The 17,015-nt window shown below is 65.8% G+C and carries 14 protein-coding genes; 10 read left to right on the top strand and 4 right to left on the bottom strand.

The window, feature by feature from the left end; genetic code table 11:
* The first annotated feature begins 2 nt into the window (after positions 1–2).
* The 10 genes from tatC (at position 3) to P5F91_RS25570 (ending at position 13,339) form a co-directional block, all read left to right on the top strand.
* Positions 3–836: a twin-arginine translocase subunit TatC gene (tatC, locus tag P5F91_RS25615; protein ID WP_277908638.1), complete on the top strand. Its 834-nt coding sequence runs from the start codon at positions 3–5 to the stop codon at positions 834–836.
* Positions 837–947: 111 nt separating this feature from the next.
* Positions 948–2,219, top strand: a complete 1,272-nt coding sequence (serS, locus tag P5F91_RS25610) for a serine--tRNA ligase (RefSeq protein WP_145610050.1) — start codon at positions 948–950, stop codon at positions 2,217–2,219.
* Between the two features lie 10 nt (positions 2,220–2,229).
* Positions 2,230–3,012: a 5'/3'-nucleotidase SurE gene (gene surE, locus P5F91_RS25605; RefSeq protein ID WP_145610434.1), complete on the top strand. Its 783-nt coding sequence runs from the start codon at positions 2,230–2,232 to the stop codon at positions 3,010–3,012.
* Entirely contained in the window at positions 3,009–3,752 is a 744-nt protein-coding gene (locus P5F91_RS25600; RefSeq protein WP_145610049.1) for a protein-L-isoaspartate(D-aspartate) O-methyltransferase, read from the top strand. Before surE ends, P5F91_RS25600 begins: the two co-directional genes overlap by 4 nt.
* Positions 3,753–3,802: 50 nt before the next feature.
* Complete coding sequence (locus P5F91_RS25595) at positions 3,803–5,149, top strand: LysM peptidoglycan-binding domain-containing M23 family metallopeptidase (protein ID WP_277908637.1); 1,347 nt, start codon at positions 3,803–3,805, stop codon at positions 5,147–5,149.
* A 210-nt stretch (positions 5,150–5,359) separates the two neighbouring features.
* A complete protein-coding gene (flgK, locus tag P5F91_RS25590; protein WP_145610048.1) occupies positions 5,360–6,769 on the top strand; it encodes a flagellar hook-associated protein FlgK in 1,410 nt (469 codons plus the stop codon).
* The gene (locus P5F91_RS25585; RefSeq protein ID WP_145610047.1) at positions 6,766–8,913 is read left to right on the top strand and encodes a hypothetical protein; all 2,148 of its coding nucleotides are present in this window, start codon (positions 6,766–6,768) and stop codon (positions 8,911–8,913) included. Before flgK ends, P5F91_RS25585 begins: the two co-directional genes overlap by 4 nt.
* Positions 8,914–8,925: 12 nt before the next feature.
* Complete coding sequence (locus tag P5F91_RS25580; protein ID WP_088873280.1) at positions 8,926–9,207, top strand: hypothetical protein; 282 nt, start codon at positions 8,926–8,928, stop codon at positions 9,205–9,207.
* A gap of 439 nt (positions 9,208–9,646) precedes the next feature.
* A complete protein-coding gene (locus P5F91_RS25575) occupies positions 9,647–12,358 on the top strand; it encodes a flagellar hook-basal body complex protein (RefSeq protein WP_145610046.1) in 2,712 nt (903 codons plus the stop codon).
* A gap of 186 nt (positions 12,359–12,544) precedes the next feature.
* Positions 12,545–13,339 carry a putative metalloprotease CJM1_0395 family protein gene (locus P5F91_RS25570; RefSeq protein ID WP_277908636.1) on the top strand — a complete coding sequence of 265 codons (795 nt, stop codon included), beginning with the start codon at positions 12,545–12,547 and terminating at the stop codon, positions 13,337–13,339.
* A gap of 54 nt (positions 13,340–13,393) precedes the next feature.
* Here the strand turns inward: P5F91_RS25570 and P5F91_RS25565 are convergent, their stop codons facing one another.
* The 4 genes from P5F91_RS25565 to P5F91_RS25550 all read right to left on the bottom strand — a co-directional run bounded on the left by P5F91_RS25565 (position 13,394) and on the right by P5F91_RS25550 (position 17,014).
* The gene (locus P5F91_RS25565) at positions 13,394–13,753 is read right to left on the bottom strand and encodes a hypothetical protein (RefSeq protein WP_277908635.1); all 360 of its coding nucleotides are present in this window, start codon (positions 13,751–13,753) and stop codon (positions 13,394–13,396) included.
* Positions 13,754–13,913: 160 nt separating this feature from the next.
* The gene (locus tag P5F91_RS25560) at positions 13,914–14,645 is read right to left on the bottom strand and encodes a hypothetical protein (protein ID WP_145610043.1); all 732 of its coding nucleotides are present in this window, start codon (positions 14,643–14,645) and stop codon (positions 13,914–13,916) included.
* A gap of 160 nt (positions 14,646–14,805) precedes the next feature.
* Positions 14,806–15,318: a flagellar biosynthesis regulator FlaF gene (gene flaF / locus P5F91_RS25555; protein ID WP_145610042.1), complete on the bottom strand. Its 513-nt coding sequence runs from the start codon at positions 15,316–15,318 to the stop codon at positions 14,806–14,808.
* A gap of 478 nt (positions 15,319–15,796) precedes the next feature.
* Complete coding sequence (locus P5F91_RS25550) at positions 15,797–17,014, bottom strand: ABC transporter permease (RefSeq protein WP_277908634.1); 1,218 nt, start codon at positions 17,012–17,014, stop codon at positions 15,797–15,799.
* Position 17,015 lies beyond the last annotated feature (1 nt).

Here is a 17,015-nt window from a genome sequence, read left to right as displayed (position 1 = left end):
CCATGGCCGACCCCACCCAAGACGAAATCGACGCCTCGCGCATGCCGCTGCTGGATCATCTGATCGAGCTGCGCAACCGCCTGATCATTTCCCTGTCCGCCCTGCTGGTCGCGTTCCTGGTCTGCTACCAGTTCGCCGCCCGCATCTACGGCTGGCTGCTGGTCCCCATGGTCAAGGCCTGGGGTGAACATGCGCCGGAGCATAAGTTGATCTTCACCGCGCCCACCGAGGCCTTCTTCACCTATGTGAAGGTGTCCTTGTGGGCGGCGGCGCTGATCGCCTTCCCCATCATTGCCCAGCAGATCTGGAAGTTCGTGGCGCCCGGGCTGTACAAGCATGAGCGCAAGGCTTTCCTGCCCTTCCTATTGGCGACGCCGGTGCTGTTTTTGCTCGGCACCTGCATGGTTTATTTCTTCGTGATGCCCACGGCGCTCAGCTTCTTCCTCAGCTTTGAGCAGAAGGGCGGGGCAGGGGTTGTTCCCATCGTGGCCGAGACGCGGGTGGAACAATACCTGTCCTTCGCCATGTCGCTGATCTTCGCCTTCGGCATCGCTTTCCAGATGCCGGTGCTGCTCAGCCTGCTGGTGCGCGTCGGCATCCTCAGCGCCGACCAGCTGGCGTCCAAGCGCCGTTACGCCATCGTGCTGATCTTCGTGCTGGCCGCCATCCTGACGCCGCCCGACCCCATCAGCCAGACCACCCTGGCGGCACCCATGATCGTCCTGTACGAGGTGTCGGTGTTCGCCGCCCGCCGTATCGAGCGCAGCCGGGCGCGGGAGCTGGCGAAGGCGGAGGCGGAAGAGAAGGCCGCGAATGGCGGGGGCACGTCCGGCTGATGCCGGGCGTGACGCCGGGGTAGGGCCAAATGGCGGGCGGACTGGACCCCGGTGGGGCTTCCCGCTTATAAGTCGGTGACCAACGTCTAACCGTCTTCCAAGAAGCCTGCCATGCATGACCTCCGCGTTCTCCGCGACAATCCCGAAGCCTTTGACGGCGGCCTGGCCCGCCGCGGGTTGCCGCCCCAGTCCGCCGTCGTGCTGGACCTGGATGCCCGCCGCCGCGCGGCGCAGACGGCGCTGCAGGACATGCAGGCCCGCCGGAACGAGGCGTCGAAGCTGATCGGCGCCTACAAGAAGGACGGCAAGGACGCCCAGCCGCTGATGGACGAGGTCGCCAGCCTGAAGGAAGGCATGGCGGAGGCCGAGGCCACCGAGAAGGCGCTGTCGGAAGAGCTGGACCGCCTGCTGTCGACCATCCCCAACCTGCCGGCCGCCGACGTGCCACAAGGCAAGGACGAGCACGACAATGTGGAGCGCCACCGCGTCGGCACGCCGCCCGTGATCGAAAACGCCAAGGAGCATTTCGACCTGGGGGAGGCCCTGGGCTTCATGGACTTCAGCGGTGCGGCGAAGCTGTCGGGTGCCCGTTTCACGGTGCTGAAGGGTCCGCTGGCCCGGCTGGAGCGCGCGCTGGGCGACTTCATGTTGGACACCCACACCCGTGAGTTCGGCTATACCGAGGTGTCGCCGCCCCTGATGGTGCGGGACGAGGCCGCGTACGGCACCGGCCAGCTGCCTAAGTTCGCCGAGGATCTGTTCCAGACCAACACTGGCCACTGGCTGATCCCAACGGCCGAGGTACCGCTGACCAACCTGGTGGCCGACAGCATCCTGGATGCCGAGGAACTGCCGCTGCGCATGACGGCGCGCACGCCCTGCTTCCGGGCCGAGGCGGGTGCTGCCGGCCGCGACACCCGCGGCATGATTCGCCAGCACCAATTCTACAAGGTGGAAATGGTCAGCGTGACCACGCCCGATCAGTCGGCCGCCGAGCATGAGCGCATGACTGAAGCGGCGGAAACGGTGCTGAAGCGCCTGGGCCTGCCCTTCCGCACCGTCACCCTGTGCACCGGCGACATGGGTTTCAGCGCCGCCAAGACCTACGACATTGAGGTCTGGCTGCCGGGCCAGAACATGTATCGCGAGATCAGCAGCTGCTCCAACTGCGGGGACTTCCAGGCCCGCCGCATGAAGGCCCGCTGGCGCAACAAGGGCGACAAGAACACCCAGTTCGTCCACACCCTGAACGGTTCGGGCGTGGCGGTGGGCCGCGCCTTGCTAGCCGTGATGGAGAATTATCAGGAGGCCGACGGCTCCATCCGCGTGCCCGAGGTTCTGGTCCCCTACATGAACGGGCTGGAGCGCATCGTCCGTGGCTGAGGGCACGCCGATGCGGGCCCCGGGGGAAGCTCGCCCCCTGCGCATCCTGATCAGCAATGACGATGGCATCCACGCCCCCGGCCTGGCGGCACTGGAGCGCATCGCGCGCCAGCTGAGCGACGACGTCTGGGTGGTGGCGCCGGAGGCGGAGCAGTCCGCCGCCAGCCATTCGCTCACCATCCACCGCCCGTTGCGCATGAAGCGGGTGGCCGACCGGCGTTATACTGTCGATGGCACGCCCACCGACTGTGTGCTGCTGGCCGTGAACCAGCTGATGGCCGACCAGCGGCCGGACGTGGTGCTGTCCGGCGTGAACCACGGCCAGAACCTGGGCGAGGACGTGACCTACTCGGGCACCGTCGCTGCCGCCATGGAGGCAACCCTCCTGGGCGTCCGGGCCTTCGCCTTCAGCCTGCGCTTGCGCGACGGCCGCGACCCCGACTGGGCCACGGCCGAGCGCTGGGGGCCGGAGGTGGTGCGTAAGGGCCTGGTCGTCGAGTGGCCGCGCCATGTCCTGCTGAATGTGAACTTCCCGGCGGTGGATCCGGACAAGGTGGCCGGCATCCACGTGGTGCGCCATGCCAACCGCAAGGCCGGCGACGATTTGTTCGAGCGCATGGACCCTCGGGGCCGTCCGTACATCTGGATCGGCGCCGCGCGGGGATTGAACGAGGTGCCGGAAGACACCGACGTCCACGTGGTAGAGGCGCTGGGCGGCATCTCGGTCACGCCTGTCCACCTGGACTTGACGCACTACGAGACCTTGAAGCGGCTGGAGGGGGTATTCGGGTGAGCAGCGTGGCGCGCAAGATCCGTCTGTTGATGCTGTTGCGCCGCAATGGCGTGAACAGCACGGACGTTTTGCGCGCCATGGAGCTGATCCCGCGGGAGGTGTTCGTGCCCCCCACCTTCCACGACCAGGCCTATGAGGACACGGCGTTGCCCATTGGCCATGGGCAGACCATCAGCCAGCCCATGGTGGTGGGGTTGATGACCCAGGCCCTGCAACTGAGCGACCGGCTTAAGGTGCTGGAGATCGGCACCGGGTCCGGCTACCAGGCGGCGGTGCTGGCCAAGATCGCCCGCCGGGTCTACACCATCGAGCGCCACCGACCCTTGCTGGCGGAGGCGGAGGGGCGTTTCCAGGCCCTGCGCCTGCATAACATTACCGCGCGCCATGGTGACGGCATGCGCGGCTGGCCCCAGGCGGCGCCCTTCGAGCGCATCCTGGTGACGGCGGGGGGCGGCATGGATCCGCCACCCGACCTGATGGACCAGCTTGCGGTGGGGGGCATCATGGTCATACCCTTGGGCGCCGACCGCCGCAGCCTGCATGTCGTGCGCCTGCGTAAGACGGAGACGGGGGTGGAGCGTGAGCAGCTGTGGCCGGTACGGTTCGTGCCCCTGCTGCCCGCAGTCCCAGCCGAGCCGGGACAGGCCGTACCGGGGCAGGGGCAGACAGAGCGGGGGGATATGCCTCCGCCGGCCCTAATTCCGCCCGACTTTTCCGACGTAATCCATCAGCGGGCGTGATGCCTTTCCTCGAACGACAAAGCGCGATGGCCTTGAAGACTTTTCACCGGATGACCGGTGCCGACGCCCGTCCGACCATGACCCTCGATTCCGCGAGCGGCTTGTCCCGGCTGTTGATGCAGGGGGCCCTGGCGGGCGTCCTGGCATTCGGCCTGTCGGCCTGCGCCAGCCGGTCGGAGCCGCCGGCGCCGGTGGTCACGCCACCGCCCACGCCGGCCAACGTCATCTTCGTATCCAAGGGGGAGACGATCTATGACGTGGCCAAGCGTTACAACATTCCGCTGCGCGACTTGATCGACGAGAATCGCCTGCAGCCGCCCTACACGGTCACGGCCGGGCAGCGCCTGGTGGTGCCCACGCCGCACACCTACGTCATCAAGCCGGGCGACACCCTGTACGGCATCGCCCGGACCTTCAATGTCGACAGCAGCGAACTGGCGCGCCTGAACAGCTTGGCGCCCCCCTACCTGCTGCGCGTGGGCCAGACCCTGAATCTTCCGCATGCTGGTCCAGCCCCGGCCTGGACGCCACCGGGCGGCGCCCCCACGGTCGCCGAAGCGCCCCCGCCAGCGGCCGCCCCGAGGCCAGGGGTCACCAGCGCCGGCCGCGCGCCTGTCTCGGTCGCCCCCGCGCCGCAAGTATCCGCCGCCCCGCCGCCTGTCACCGTGGCCCCGCGCCGCACGGTGGAAAGCCAGGAGTTGGCTGTCCCGTCGGCCTCGGCGCCGGCGGCGGCTCCGCTGCCCACGGGCAGCACCGGCGCCGCCATCCCGCCGGGCGCCACGGCCGCGCCCGCCGCGCGCTGGGCCCCTGTGACGCCGGGTTCCTCGTCCGAGCCCACCAGCGCCTCTCCCTCGGCCGCACCCGCCGTTTCCTCATCGCCCACCACGCGCACCCCCGGCACCGCCACGCCGCCGGCCGTGGTCGCCGCCGGACCATCGGTACCGCCGCCGTCCGCCATGCCCGCCACGCCGGCACCCGAAGCGCCAGCGCCCGCCCCGAAGGGCGGCGCGCGCTTCTTGTGGCCGGTCACGGGGCAGGTGATCTCCACCCACGGGGCCAAACCCGGCGGCCAGTACAACGACGGCATCAACATCGCCGCCCCCACGGGCACACCGGTGGTGGCCGCCGACGCCGGTGTGGTGAAGTATGCCGGCAACCAGTTGCGTGGCTTCGGCAACCTGGTGCTGATCCAGCACGCCGACGGCATGGTGACGGCCTACGCCCAGCTGGACCAGATTATGGTGGAGGCCAACACCAAGGTGGCGCGTGGCCAACGCATCGGCACCGTGGGCGCCACCGGCAACGTCACCAGCCCGCAGCTGCACTTTGAAGTACGGCAGGGCAATAAGGTCTTGGATCCCATGGATGTTTTGGATCCGGGCAAAGGTGTCCGCTAGCCCGGTCATCCCTGCCTAGCGGAACTCGGGAACAAAGGTGGGGCGGCAGATTTTGCCGCCCTTGCCTTTTCCGGCAGTTTGCAAAAATACGAATAATTCCAATGCCCTAACTTGCTGGTCCAAGTGGCCCGGGGTTTGCGTAGTGGGGGGCGGATCGGCCATGGGGGTCGGTCCCCTGCGCGGAACTCCCCGCCACCGAGGCCCGGTCCCATGAGTTTGTTCAGCGCGCTGAATTCGGCCGCCAACAGCCTGAATGTCATTCAGGCCGGCATCCAGGTCGTTTCAGACAACATGAACAACGCCAACAGCCCGGATCGTACGAAACATACCGTTTCGCAAACGACCGATCCGTTGAGCGGCGTCACCATCTCGCAGTATTCGCGATCGGTGGACGTGGCCCTGCAGGCTCAGCTTCAGGGGACGACGTCAGAGAACGGGATGCAGCAGGTGCTGTCCCAGTACATGAGCCAGATCGGCGGCATGCTGGGCACCACCAACTCCAGCAATTCCAGCGACAGCGCCACGCCCAAGCTGACCAAGGCGTTCCAGGACTTCACCTCCGCCTTGCAGGATCTGTCGGCCTCGCCAGAAAATGCCGTGGCACAGAACCAGGTGGTGCAGAAGGCCCAGGCCCTGGTGCAGACCATCCATACCCTGTCGGCGGGCGTGGACCAGATGGAAGTCCAGGCCAAGGGGGACATCACCCAGACGGTGAAGTCGATCAACACCGATCTGACCCAGATCGACCAGTTGAACGCCACCATCACCCAGCTGAAATCCGCCAACCAGCCAACCGCCGATTTTGAGGACCAGCGCGACGCCACGCTGCGCGACCTGTCCTCCATGATCAACATCCGCACCACGCAGCGCGATGATGGCTCCATCGCCGTCTTCACGCCCACAGGCTCCACGCTGGTGGACGGCACCGCCACCCAGCTGAGCTATGACGGCAAAGTGATCTCGGGCGCCGGTGGCGCCGACATCACCGCCGCCATTAGCGGCGGCAAGCTGGGCGGCCTGCTGGACATGGTGGCCGACAGCTCGCCGGCTCCGGCCAGCGGCGATGCCACCACCGAGGTCTTCCGCAAGCTGAAGTCGCAGCTGGACGCCGTGGCCGGCGCCCTGACCGGCACGACGCAGGCGGGCCAGCCCACCAGCATCACCGACGCCTATAACAAGGCCAGCCCCACCAACGACGGCGAACTGGCCAGCGGCCTGTTCTCGGGCAGCGACGCCGGCACCCTGGCGGTGAACAAGGACCTGCTGAACGGCACCAAGACGATCAAGCAGTCGGCCGTGAACGCCATGGTCAGCGCCATGACCGCGACCGGCCGCACCATGACGGCCGATGGCCTGACCCTCACCAACGTCAGCTACGGCGGCATGGCCGACCAAGTGTCCAGCAACTGGTCCACCATCCAGTCCAACGTCAACACCCAGGCCACCACCACCTCATCCTTCATGACCAGCCTGCAGACGCGCTACGCCAGCTCGACGGGCGTGAACATGGATGAGGAGGTCGCGAACCTGCAGGTCCTCCAGCGCAACTATTCGGCTACCGCCCGCGTGATCTCGGTCATCGGGCAGATGTTCGACACTCTGACGCAGGCCGTGACATGACCATCTCCCGTGTAAGCACCTACGGCAGCTACCTGTCGATGCTGAACGGCATCAATGGGAACTCTTCGTCGCTGGCCGAGCTGCAGCAGCAGTTCAATACCGGTATCAAGTCGCAGGACCTGTCCGCCTACGGTACCCAGGCCAACCAGTTGCTGGCCCTGAAGGCCCAGTATGCCCAGCGCACGGGTTATTCCAGCGCCATCACCGCGGCCACGACCCAGGTGAACGCGACGGAGAAGGCGCTGTCGTCGATGCAGACCGTCGTGGCCAACCTGTTGAGTTCGGCCAACATACCGGCTGGCGCCGGCAGTCCCACCATCTCGGCCGTCACCTCGTCCAACAGCGGCAACCTGGGCCTGTCGGTCGACACGACCAAATCCGTGTTCAACGCCGCCGCCACCTATACGGTCAGCGCCGTCCCCTCCAATTCCGGCAAGCTCGGCAGCTATGACGTGACCGTCAGCGACGGCATGGGTGGCGTGTCGACCAAGACGCTGAACCTCAGCGCCATCCCGCCCGATGACGGCCAACAGACCTTCGAAATGACGGGTGGGCCGGGTGATGGGTCCACCATCGCGCTGGACATCAACCAGTTGAAGGGCACGGGCAGCGCCACGTTCAGCGTGGGCTTCCCGGACCTCGCCGCGCCCAAGGCGCTGTTGCAGGGCGCCCTGACACAGCTGTCCAGCCTGCTGAACACCAAGGCCGGTGACCGCTACATCTTCTCAGGCAGCCGCTACGACACGCAGCCGGTGGGCGACCTGTCGGCGACCAAGCAGGTCACCAAGATGACCTTCAAGGGCACGCTGGGCGTGGCCGGCGACACGTACGAGATGTATGTGGGCGACAAGCGCTACACCTATACCACGACGGGCAGCGAGACCAGCCCGTCCGACATCCTCAACGGCCTGGCGTCGCAGATCAACGGGCCCAACCAGACGGCCATCCTCAACGGTCAGAAGCCGAACCCGCCGGTGGTCGCTTCAGTGTCGGGCAATGTGATGACGCTGACCGGCATGGACGCGGGCTATACCTTCACCGCCCAGTCCAACGTTTACACCCAGCCCGGCTACAACAATACCGAAAGTGGCGCCGCTACGCCGGTCGCGGCCTATACGCCGGCCACGAACGACGGGCAGGACGCCATTTACGCCCAGTTCATGACCCAGCCGGCCATCGCGGCCGATCCCACCGCCGTGCCGCCGGTCACGGGACAGCAGCAGATCGACCAGGTGAACCTGAGCGGCGCCAGCGTGGACGTCGGCGATGTGTTCACCATCACCATGGGCAACCGCAATACCGTCAACGTCACCAGCGACGATGCCAATCCCGCCAACAACATCTCATACGACAAGGTGAGCGGGCCGACGACATACAGCTACGTCATGACGGCGGGCGACATCGCGGCGGCCAAGGCCGATCCGAACGGCCCCATGAACTACGTGGCCAACAAGCTGGCCGGTCTGGTTAATGCCGATCCGCAGCGCTCGGCCGATGCCGCGGTCACGGCCAACCCGCCGCTGGGTGCGCAGCTGACGCTGACCGGCACCGGGACGCAGCGCTTCGCCACCACGGCGACAGTCCAGAACAACACCAACCAGAACAGCTTCACCACCAACACGCTGGACCCGTTCCAGGACCCCAACTCGTTCAGCACCACCATCACCAGCCCGCCCAGCCTGGCGGTCTACGATACGCAGTACAGCAGCGGCGCGCAGAGCACGGCCGCCTTCGCCAGCAGCACGCTGAACGTGGACGACAACACCACCGCGACCTATGGCATCAGTTCCAACGATCCCGCCATTCAGAACCTGATCATCGGCATCAAGCAGATGCTGTCCGCGGTCAGCAACCCCGGCAACTACACGGCGATGATGAGCACCGCGCGCTCCACCCTCGTGCAGGCCCAGGGGCAGATCCGCCAACTGGACGCCAGCACAGTGAACGCGCAGAGCGTCCTGGGCACGGCGGCGTCCAACCATAAGGACGCCATGAACGACATCGAAAACCAGATCGCCAACATTCAGAACGTCGATCCGACGACTGTGGCCGCACAATTGCAAGCGGCTTTGAACCAACAGCAGGGCGCCTACACGGTCGCCGGCAAAATCGCTTCCCTTTCCCTTGTCAACTTCCTGAGCTGAGGAGACCTTGCCATGAACGCCTACACGCCTGCAGAAGCCTTCGCCGTCGCCACCGTCGCCGCCGCTCCGGTGAACGATGAGGCCCAGCGCGCCCGCCTGTTCGACCAGTTCAACGCCTATTGGGTGAACGCCGCCAGCGAGGGCGTGCCCTACGACACCATCGGCACCATGTCCGTGATGGCCTCCATCTACGGAATCCTGGCCAAGTACGGCAAGACCACCACCGCCGAATACCTGGAAATCCTGGCTGAGAGCGTGCGCTCCGGCGAGTTCTCGGTGAAGCAGGGCGCCTGATCCGACAGACGTTCTCCGACGCGTCAGGGTCCAAAAGGGACCCGCAGGAACGGACCAGGAAAAGGCCGGGCCGGTCTCCCCAAAAGGGGGAAGACCAGCCCGGCCTTCCTTGCTTTTAGGCTATGGTTTACCGGCCCCGAACTTAAGCGAAGCCTACCGGGAAGAAACGGCCGGGTTCGGGTAGCCGGTAGGAAAAAACGCCCCGGTCCCCCGCCGCCGCGGCACATCCTGCCAGGCGGTCTGACGAGCGATGTGATGGCGGCGGAGGGGCTGATTTTTCAAAATACAAGGCGATAACAATAACTTACGACGCGACCCTCCCGGAAGGACCCCGCCTGCCCAGAAAATTGTGGGTGCCGAGCCAATCTTCGCAAACTGGCATCCATCTTGCTTTCCTTCGGGTCCAGATACGCAACCGCTCTTCCTGGGAGCCAGCACCATGAGCATTTTCGGCTCGATGTCCGTCGGCATTTCTGGTTTGCAGGCGCAGTCCACCGCGCTCAGCAACATCTCCGACAACATCGCGAACGCCCAGACGACGGGCTTCAAGCGCATCGACACATCGTTCGAATCCCTGGTCATCTCGGCCAGCAACACGCAGTACCAGGCGGGCGGCGTCCAGGCCTCCCCCAACTATATCAACAGCGTGTCGGGCACCATTTCGACCTCGGACACGCCGACCAACATCGCCATCCGCGGCAACGGCTTCTTCAGCGTCAGCAAGCTGACCACGGTGAACGGCACGACCACGGCGTCGACCGAGCGCTACTATACCCGTGACGGCAGCTTCTCGCTGAACTCCACCCGCACCCTGGTCAACAATTCCGGCTTCGCGCTGAATGGCTTCGCCTATGACAGCACCACGGGCTTGTATGCCACCTCCGCCACGCCGGTGCAGGTGCAGTCGGACATTGACAGCCCGGTGCCGACCAAGCAAATCGACCTGAAGGCGAACCTGCCGACCGACCCGTCGGGCGGCATCACCCCCACCCAGATCCAGGTCTATGACAGCGCGGGTACGGCCCACAACCTGAACCTGTCCTGGCGCCAGGGGAACACGGAAGGCACCTGGCAGCTCGGCGTCACCGCCGACGGCAGCCAGGGCTCGCAGCCCATTCAGTCGCTGCTGAGCACCGGTTTCCCCGCCGCCATCACGGAAAGCAGCCTGCTGACCGGAAGGAACGACCGCGCCCAAGTGGACGACGTGACGTTCGCCACCTCGGCCGTGGCGCCGGCGGTTGGCTTCAATATCGGCGATACGTATTCGGTGGTTGTCAACGGCACCACCTACAGCCAGAGCATCACCCAGGCCAACGCCGCGCAGTTCAGCGGCATGAAGGATATCGCCCAGGCCCTTGCCGACAAGATCAACGGCGCCGACACTTCCTCCGGTGTTCTTGCGACGGTGACCACCACCGGCAACCTGCGCCTGACGGCCAAGACGGCCGGCACGCCCTTTACCCTGGACCAGAGCGTTACGGCGGGCGCCATCACCACCCACACGGCGACCGACACCCTGGTGCAGAGCGCGACGGCCACTACGCCGGAAATCCGCACCTCCACCTTCGTCGGCAACTCCATCAACATCGACGACGTTTACAGCATGACTGTGAACGGCAACACGTACTCGGTGACGGTGACGCCGGCGAACATCAATTCGCTGTCGAACATCAACGGCGTGGTGCAAAAGCTGGCGGCGCAGATCGGTGCCGGCGACCCGACGGTAACGGCCACGCCGTCCAACGGGACCATCACTGTCAAGTCGACCACCAATGGCACGCCCATCACCGTCGTGTCCTCGGCCACCGACTCGCCGGGTCTGACCAACACGGCGACCCAGTCGACCTACACCGGCAACATCACCGGTTCGAAAGAGGTCGAGAAGATCAGCCTTACCGGCCAGCCTGGTGACGTGGGGACGACCTACAGCATCACCATCCAGTCACCGCAGGCCAAGACCGTGACGCCGGTCGAGACGCTGAACGCCGGCGCGCCCACCGACTACACTTATGACTTCGCGACCCCCTATGGCGGTACGGCGCCGGCGGTGGGCCAGCTGTACACGATTTCGTTGGGGTCTTCGACCTACAACATCCAGATGACCAATTCCAATATCGCCAACTACCCCGACGTGGCGTCGGTGGTGACCGATTTGGCCGCCAAGGTCCAGGCCGACACCAACTCGCCCTTCACGGTGGTGTCGTCGGCGGGCGGCGTGTTGCAGCTGGCGACCAAGGCCAACGATGCCCAGTTGTCCACGACCCAGGTGGTGCCGCAGAGCTTCTCCCAGGCCATCAGCTATACGACTGACGGTACGGAGACCAGCCTCAGCGACATCAGCGGCAAGCTGGCGGCCAAGGTCAATGCCATCTCCGGTATTCCGGTACAGGCGACCTCGTCGGGTGGCACCATCACCCTGACCGGCAACACCGATGCCTCCGCCTTCTACACCAGCATTCCCGGCGGCTCGACCGCGTCCACACCGGGCGTGGTCGTCGGTAAGACGCCGGGTCATATCAGCCTGACCTTCGGCGGCACCTTGTCCGACGGCACCACGGCGGCGGCGGGCACGCTGAGCCACATGGATACCGCGTCCATCGGCACCGGCAACGCTACCGTCAGCGCCGACCAGAGCGCCAACTCCTCGGCTCAGGTGGGCTTCGACTTCGACTTCGGCTACGGCCTGCAGCACATCGTGTTGAACCTGGGCAACTTCGGCGAGTCCTCCGGTCTGACCCAGTTCGACGGCACCAACATCAACGTCACCTCCAAGGTTCAGGACGGCAGCCCGGCCGGTACCTTCAAGGATGTGCAGATCAACGCCGACGGCACTGTGCTGGCCAACTACGACAACGGCCGCCAGCGCACCATCGCCAAGGTTCCGATCGTGCTGTTCAACAACCCGGACGCCCTGTCGCGCTCCACCGGCAACGTCTTCACCGAGACGGTGGACAGCGGCAAGGCCCGCTTCAACGATACAGGCGTGAACGGTGCCGGCGACATCGCCTCCAGCAGCCTGGAAGGCTCCAACGTCGACATCGCGTCGGAATTCACCCAGCTGATCGTGGCGCAGCGGTCCTACACCGCCAACACCAAGGTCATCACCACCGCCGACGACCTGCTGCAGGACACCATCAACCTGAAGCGGTAAGGCGTAGCGTCCTGACGGCCCGGGCGTGGCAGATTGCCGCTGTCCGGGGCCCGAAGGGCAGACGCATCAGGTGGTTAGGTAGAGCCGTCCCGCGTCCTCGGCAGGATGCGGGCGGCTTTGTCTTGCGCCGGCGGACGGTTGGTGCTGAAGTATTTGCATTATTAAGACTAATGCGACCGCTTCGGCATGTCCGCCCTTGGTGGCATTTCCGCGTCGCCCGTTTGGGCGCGCGCCCTGACGGGCCCAACCCCCGCCGTCGCCGCGGTGGGGCCGGGGGCAGCTGTCCCCGCCGCGGGCCCGTCCGGACAGGCGCTCAACCCCTACAGTGTCCGGGGCCAGGCTCAGGCCAAGCAGTCCGGCGGCGCCCAGGCGGCCGGCAACGGCACGGCCAGCGACGGCACCAAGCTGAGCGATGCCCAGCAGCAGCAGGTTGACAAGCTCAAGACCGTGGACCGGGCGGTGCGGGCGCATGAGGCGGCGCACAAGGCGGCGGGCGGGCCCTATGCGGGATCAGAGTCCTTCACCTTCACCACCGGCCCTGATGGACAGCACTATGCCACGGCGGGTGAGGTTGCCATCGACATCGGCTCGATCCAGGGCGACCCCCAGGCCACCATCACCAAGCTGGAAACGGTGCGCCGCGCCGCCCTGGCGCCGGCTGACCCCTCCGGTCAGGACCGCGCCGTGGCTGCCCAGGCCCAGGCCGGCATTGTCGCCGCCCAGGGGGAGGAGGCTAAGCAGAAAACGCAAGCCGATGGCGGCACGCCCAATAGCGGGACGGCCAATGGCGACGCGGCTGCCAGCGGTGGCGCTTCGGATTCCGGCCGTTCAGCCGGTGCGGAGGCGGGACGGGTGGGGACCGGCGGCGTCACCATTCGGCAGGGGGCCGCCGCCTACCGGAAAAGCCAGGGCGCGCTGGACGCCAGCATTGTGCAAGCCGCCCAGGCCGCCGCCGCCCAGCCCCTGGCGCTGATCGCCTGAAACGCGAACGGCCAGCGACGGGTGTCGCTGGCCGTTTGTCGGAAACGAGCGGTCTTACTTGGCGTCGCTGTACCGCAGGGCGCAGATCTTGGTCGCCATGTCCGCCATGACGGCACCGCCCTCATTCTTGGCGAGCGTGGCGGCGTCGGCGCACTTGTGCTGATCGATCAGGCTGTCCACCCGCTGAGCCACATTGGTCAGGCGCGCCTTGGTCGCGGCGGTCATGCCCTTGGGCTCCACGATTGGCGGATGACCGTAGGGCGTGGAGGCGTCATAACTGAAAGCCGGGTTGACGGCGGCGAGGCCCCCACCGGGGCTCCAGTAGGGAGTGGCGGCACCCGTGGTCGCCGCGGCGGAGGCGGCGCCGGCCAAAATGATAAAGGTCGCCGCCAGCGCGCCGGTCATCGTCTTCATACCAATCTCCCGCCGCTATGATGAAATCTTTCCCCAGGGTGTGCCGATTGCAACCCTTAGGGTGTGTTTATCATCACACCTTTGCCAGGAATTCCAAATTAAAAAGCCGGCCATCATCGATGGCCGGCTTTTTGGCGTTCCTGCAGGCGGAAAGGCCTGTTCAGGCAAACAGATCCATCATGCTGCCCATCAGCTTCTGCGTGCCCGTCTGGCCGATGGTCCAATTCTTCATGGTGGTGATCTGGTCGCTCAGGGCACCGGAGATCGCGGCGGCGCTGGAGGAGATCGCCGCGGTGGAGGAGGCGGCCTTGATCGTCGTGGTGTAATCCTTGGAATAGTCGCCCGCGGCGACCTGGACACCGTAGTTCACCTTCTGGGTCAGCTTGACGCCCGTGGCGCGCGATATCTTCAGCACATAGGTGCCCGAGTCCAGCGACTGCTGGCCGTTGACCATGGCGTTGTAGGCGTCATACGCCTTGCCGGATTTGCTGTCGCTATCCGCCATGACGACGCCGGTCTTGGTCATGACCTGGACCCGTGTCTGATCCAGGTTCAATTGCCCCAGGTTGATGGCGCCTTTACGGGATAGCTTGAAGCTGAGGTAATCGGCCTGGTCCCCGGCGGCAAGGCTACCGAAGGCGTTCACGCGCGTCTGCCCCTTGATCACCGTGCCGATGTCGGTGGCCGAGGCGACGGTGTTGTATTGCGACTTCGACACCGACTTGGTGAAGTCCTGGGGCGTGCCGATGGCATTGGACGTTTGAGCCGAGCCCTGGGCGGCGATGGCATCATTCTGGGCCGCCAACTGCGACTGGATCTGCGCGAGCTGCGCAAACACCGAGGCGTTCGAGCTGGAGCCGGCCGAGGCTGCGGTTGATGCGACGTTGCTCACGGGAACGATCCCCATTGCCGGTTCCCGCGCCCACGCGGGAGAAAGTGGTCCTAACTACCTTGCGGTAGTCTGCGGAATGAAAGCATAAAATGCAAGATATTTGCGACGATAACCTTCGCGGTGTCTCATTTTCAGCGCCCGCTTTGGCGCCGCCGACCGTTTAGATCGATATGTTGAACTTGCCCATACCACCCGCCGCCACGCCAGGGGCCATGCCGGGACGCTGCGCCCCAGGGCCGGCGGCCGGGGGGGCCATCATGGGCGCGCGCGGGGCCGTTCCGGCCGGCGCGGGGGCCGGCGGGGCCGCGGTTGCGTCGGTGGGGCGCTGTGACAGGCCGGCGGCGATGTTGCGGTTGATGTCGATCAGCGAGTGCAGCTTGGTGACGTCCAGGTCGCCCAGCCGTTCGAAGGTCTGGCGGTCGACGATCAGGGACAACACCAGGATCTTCTCACGCAAATCCTTGGGCAGGGGGCAGTCCGGCTCCGCCATCGAGGATTGGAAGATGGTCCACAGGCGCTGGTTCAGGGACAAGGCCTGGCGCAGGGGTTCGGGGTTCTCGGGCGTTTGCGCCGCCAGCATCAGCCGGCGCGCAGCTTCCGTCAGGCCCCAGGCTTCGATGTCGCGGGGATTGTCCGACGCGGGACGGTTGGTATATCCGGCCGAAGGCTTCATCAGATCACGTGATCCCTGGCTAACTCGTTTCCGGGTGGCGGGTCCGCGACACCGTCCGGCGTGCCGACCTGGGGGTATTCCCGCAGGCTGGTTAACGACGGACGGGACGGTGCCGATGCCGCCCTCTACCTTCACCGGAAGGGTCCCATCCTCTAGGGGACGCCTACCGGGCCCTCTTATTCCCGACCGCCTAGCGGGCGGTTCCACATCACCGGCTACCTCTTTGTGGCTACCCTAGGTGGGGCTATGCGCACGCGGCGTATGCCAATAATGCCGACTTGCAAGTATCCCATACTCATTTAGGACCAGCAACCCGGCAACAAATGCCGGCCTGCGCCCCTTCTCGGGCCCTGCACCTGCCAGCGTTGCAAGGGGTGGGCCAGGAATGGGGCGGCAGCCGCTGCGGGTCCGCGAGGACGTGTTTAAGGTAAAAAGGTAAAGATATTTTGAAGCCCGCGCCGGGAGAATGGGCAGCGGCTCAAGGCGTGCCGTAGGCTTCCACGATGGGAATGCGCGCCGCGCGCCAGGCTGGGAACACACCGCCCACCAAGCCCACCACCAGGGCCAGGATGATGCCCTGCACAGCCACCGCTGGTGTCAGGTGGAAGGTGAAGACGATCTGGGAGAAGCTGGCGCCCGACAAGGTGGAGCCTGTCAGCCCGTCGAACAGCACCCAGGTGACCAGCGTGCCGACGATACCGCCCACCAGGGCCAGCACCAGGCTTTCCAGCAGGGTCCCGATGAAAGAGGATGTGCCACTGAAGCCAATGCAGCGCAGGGTGGCGATCTCCTGCGCGCGGGCCGCCACCGAGCTGTACATTGTGTTCAGGGCACCGGCCAGGGCGCCGAAGGCCATGGCGATGGCCAGCGGCCACCCAAGTTTCTGAATGAGGTCGGAGGTGCGGCTGGCCTGCTGCGCGTAGTAGTCGGCCTCCGTCGTCACGTCCAGCTTCAGCTGCGGGTCGTTGGCGGCATAGTCCGACAGGGCCTTCAGGGCGTCGGGCCCAGTCAGGCGGGCGCGGATGGACTGGAAGACGTTCTGACGGTGGAACAGATCCTGCACCTCGGGCGTGTCGGCCCATAGTTCGGATTCAAAGACGCTGCCGCCCAATTCGAAGGCGCCCACCACCAGCCAATTGCTGTTGCCGAGCTTGACGGTGTCCCCGACGTTCAGGCCCGCGAAATCCTTCTGCAGGGCCCGGCCCACCATCAGCTCATTGGTGCCCGGCTTGAACGCCCGGCCTTCCACGATCTTCAGGCCGGGGCGAACGGCGATGCCGGCGGGTCCCAGGCCGCGCAGGGTGAGGTTGGAGCGGGGGGCCTTCTTCAGGTTGCCGTCGGCCGGTACGGCGGTCTTCTTGACGCCATCGACGATGACGTAGAGTTCGGGCGACACCAGGGGCTTGCCGTCCGCGTCCTTCATGACGCCCGGCGCTTCCTCGATCAGACGCGCCTGGTCGCGGGTGACGCCGCTGTTCAGCTCCGCCTGCGATCCCGCCCGCATCAGGATGGCCATGTCCTTGGTGCCCGTGCCACGCAGGGTCTGCTGGAAACCCGCCGCCATGGCCAGGAAGGCCAGCAGCACGGTCACCACCAGCCCCACCGCCACCACCGTGGAGAAGGAGGCCCAGAAGCGTTGCGGGATGCTTTTGATGCCGATGGTGGTGACCACCGCGATCTCGTTGAACACACGCATC

Source organism: Nitrospirillum amazonense (assembly GCF_029594735.1).
Lineage (GTDB): Bacteria > Pseudomonadota > Alphaproteobacteria > Azospirillales > Azospirillaceae > Nitrospirillum > Nitrospirillum amazonense.
This window is presented reverse-complemented; position numbering and strand designations above follow the sequence as displayed.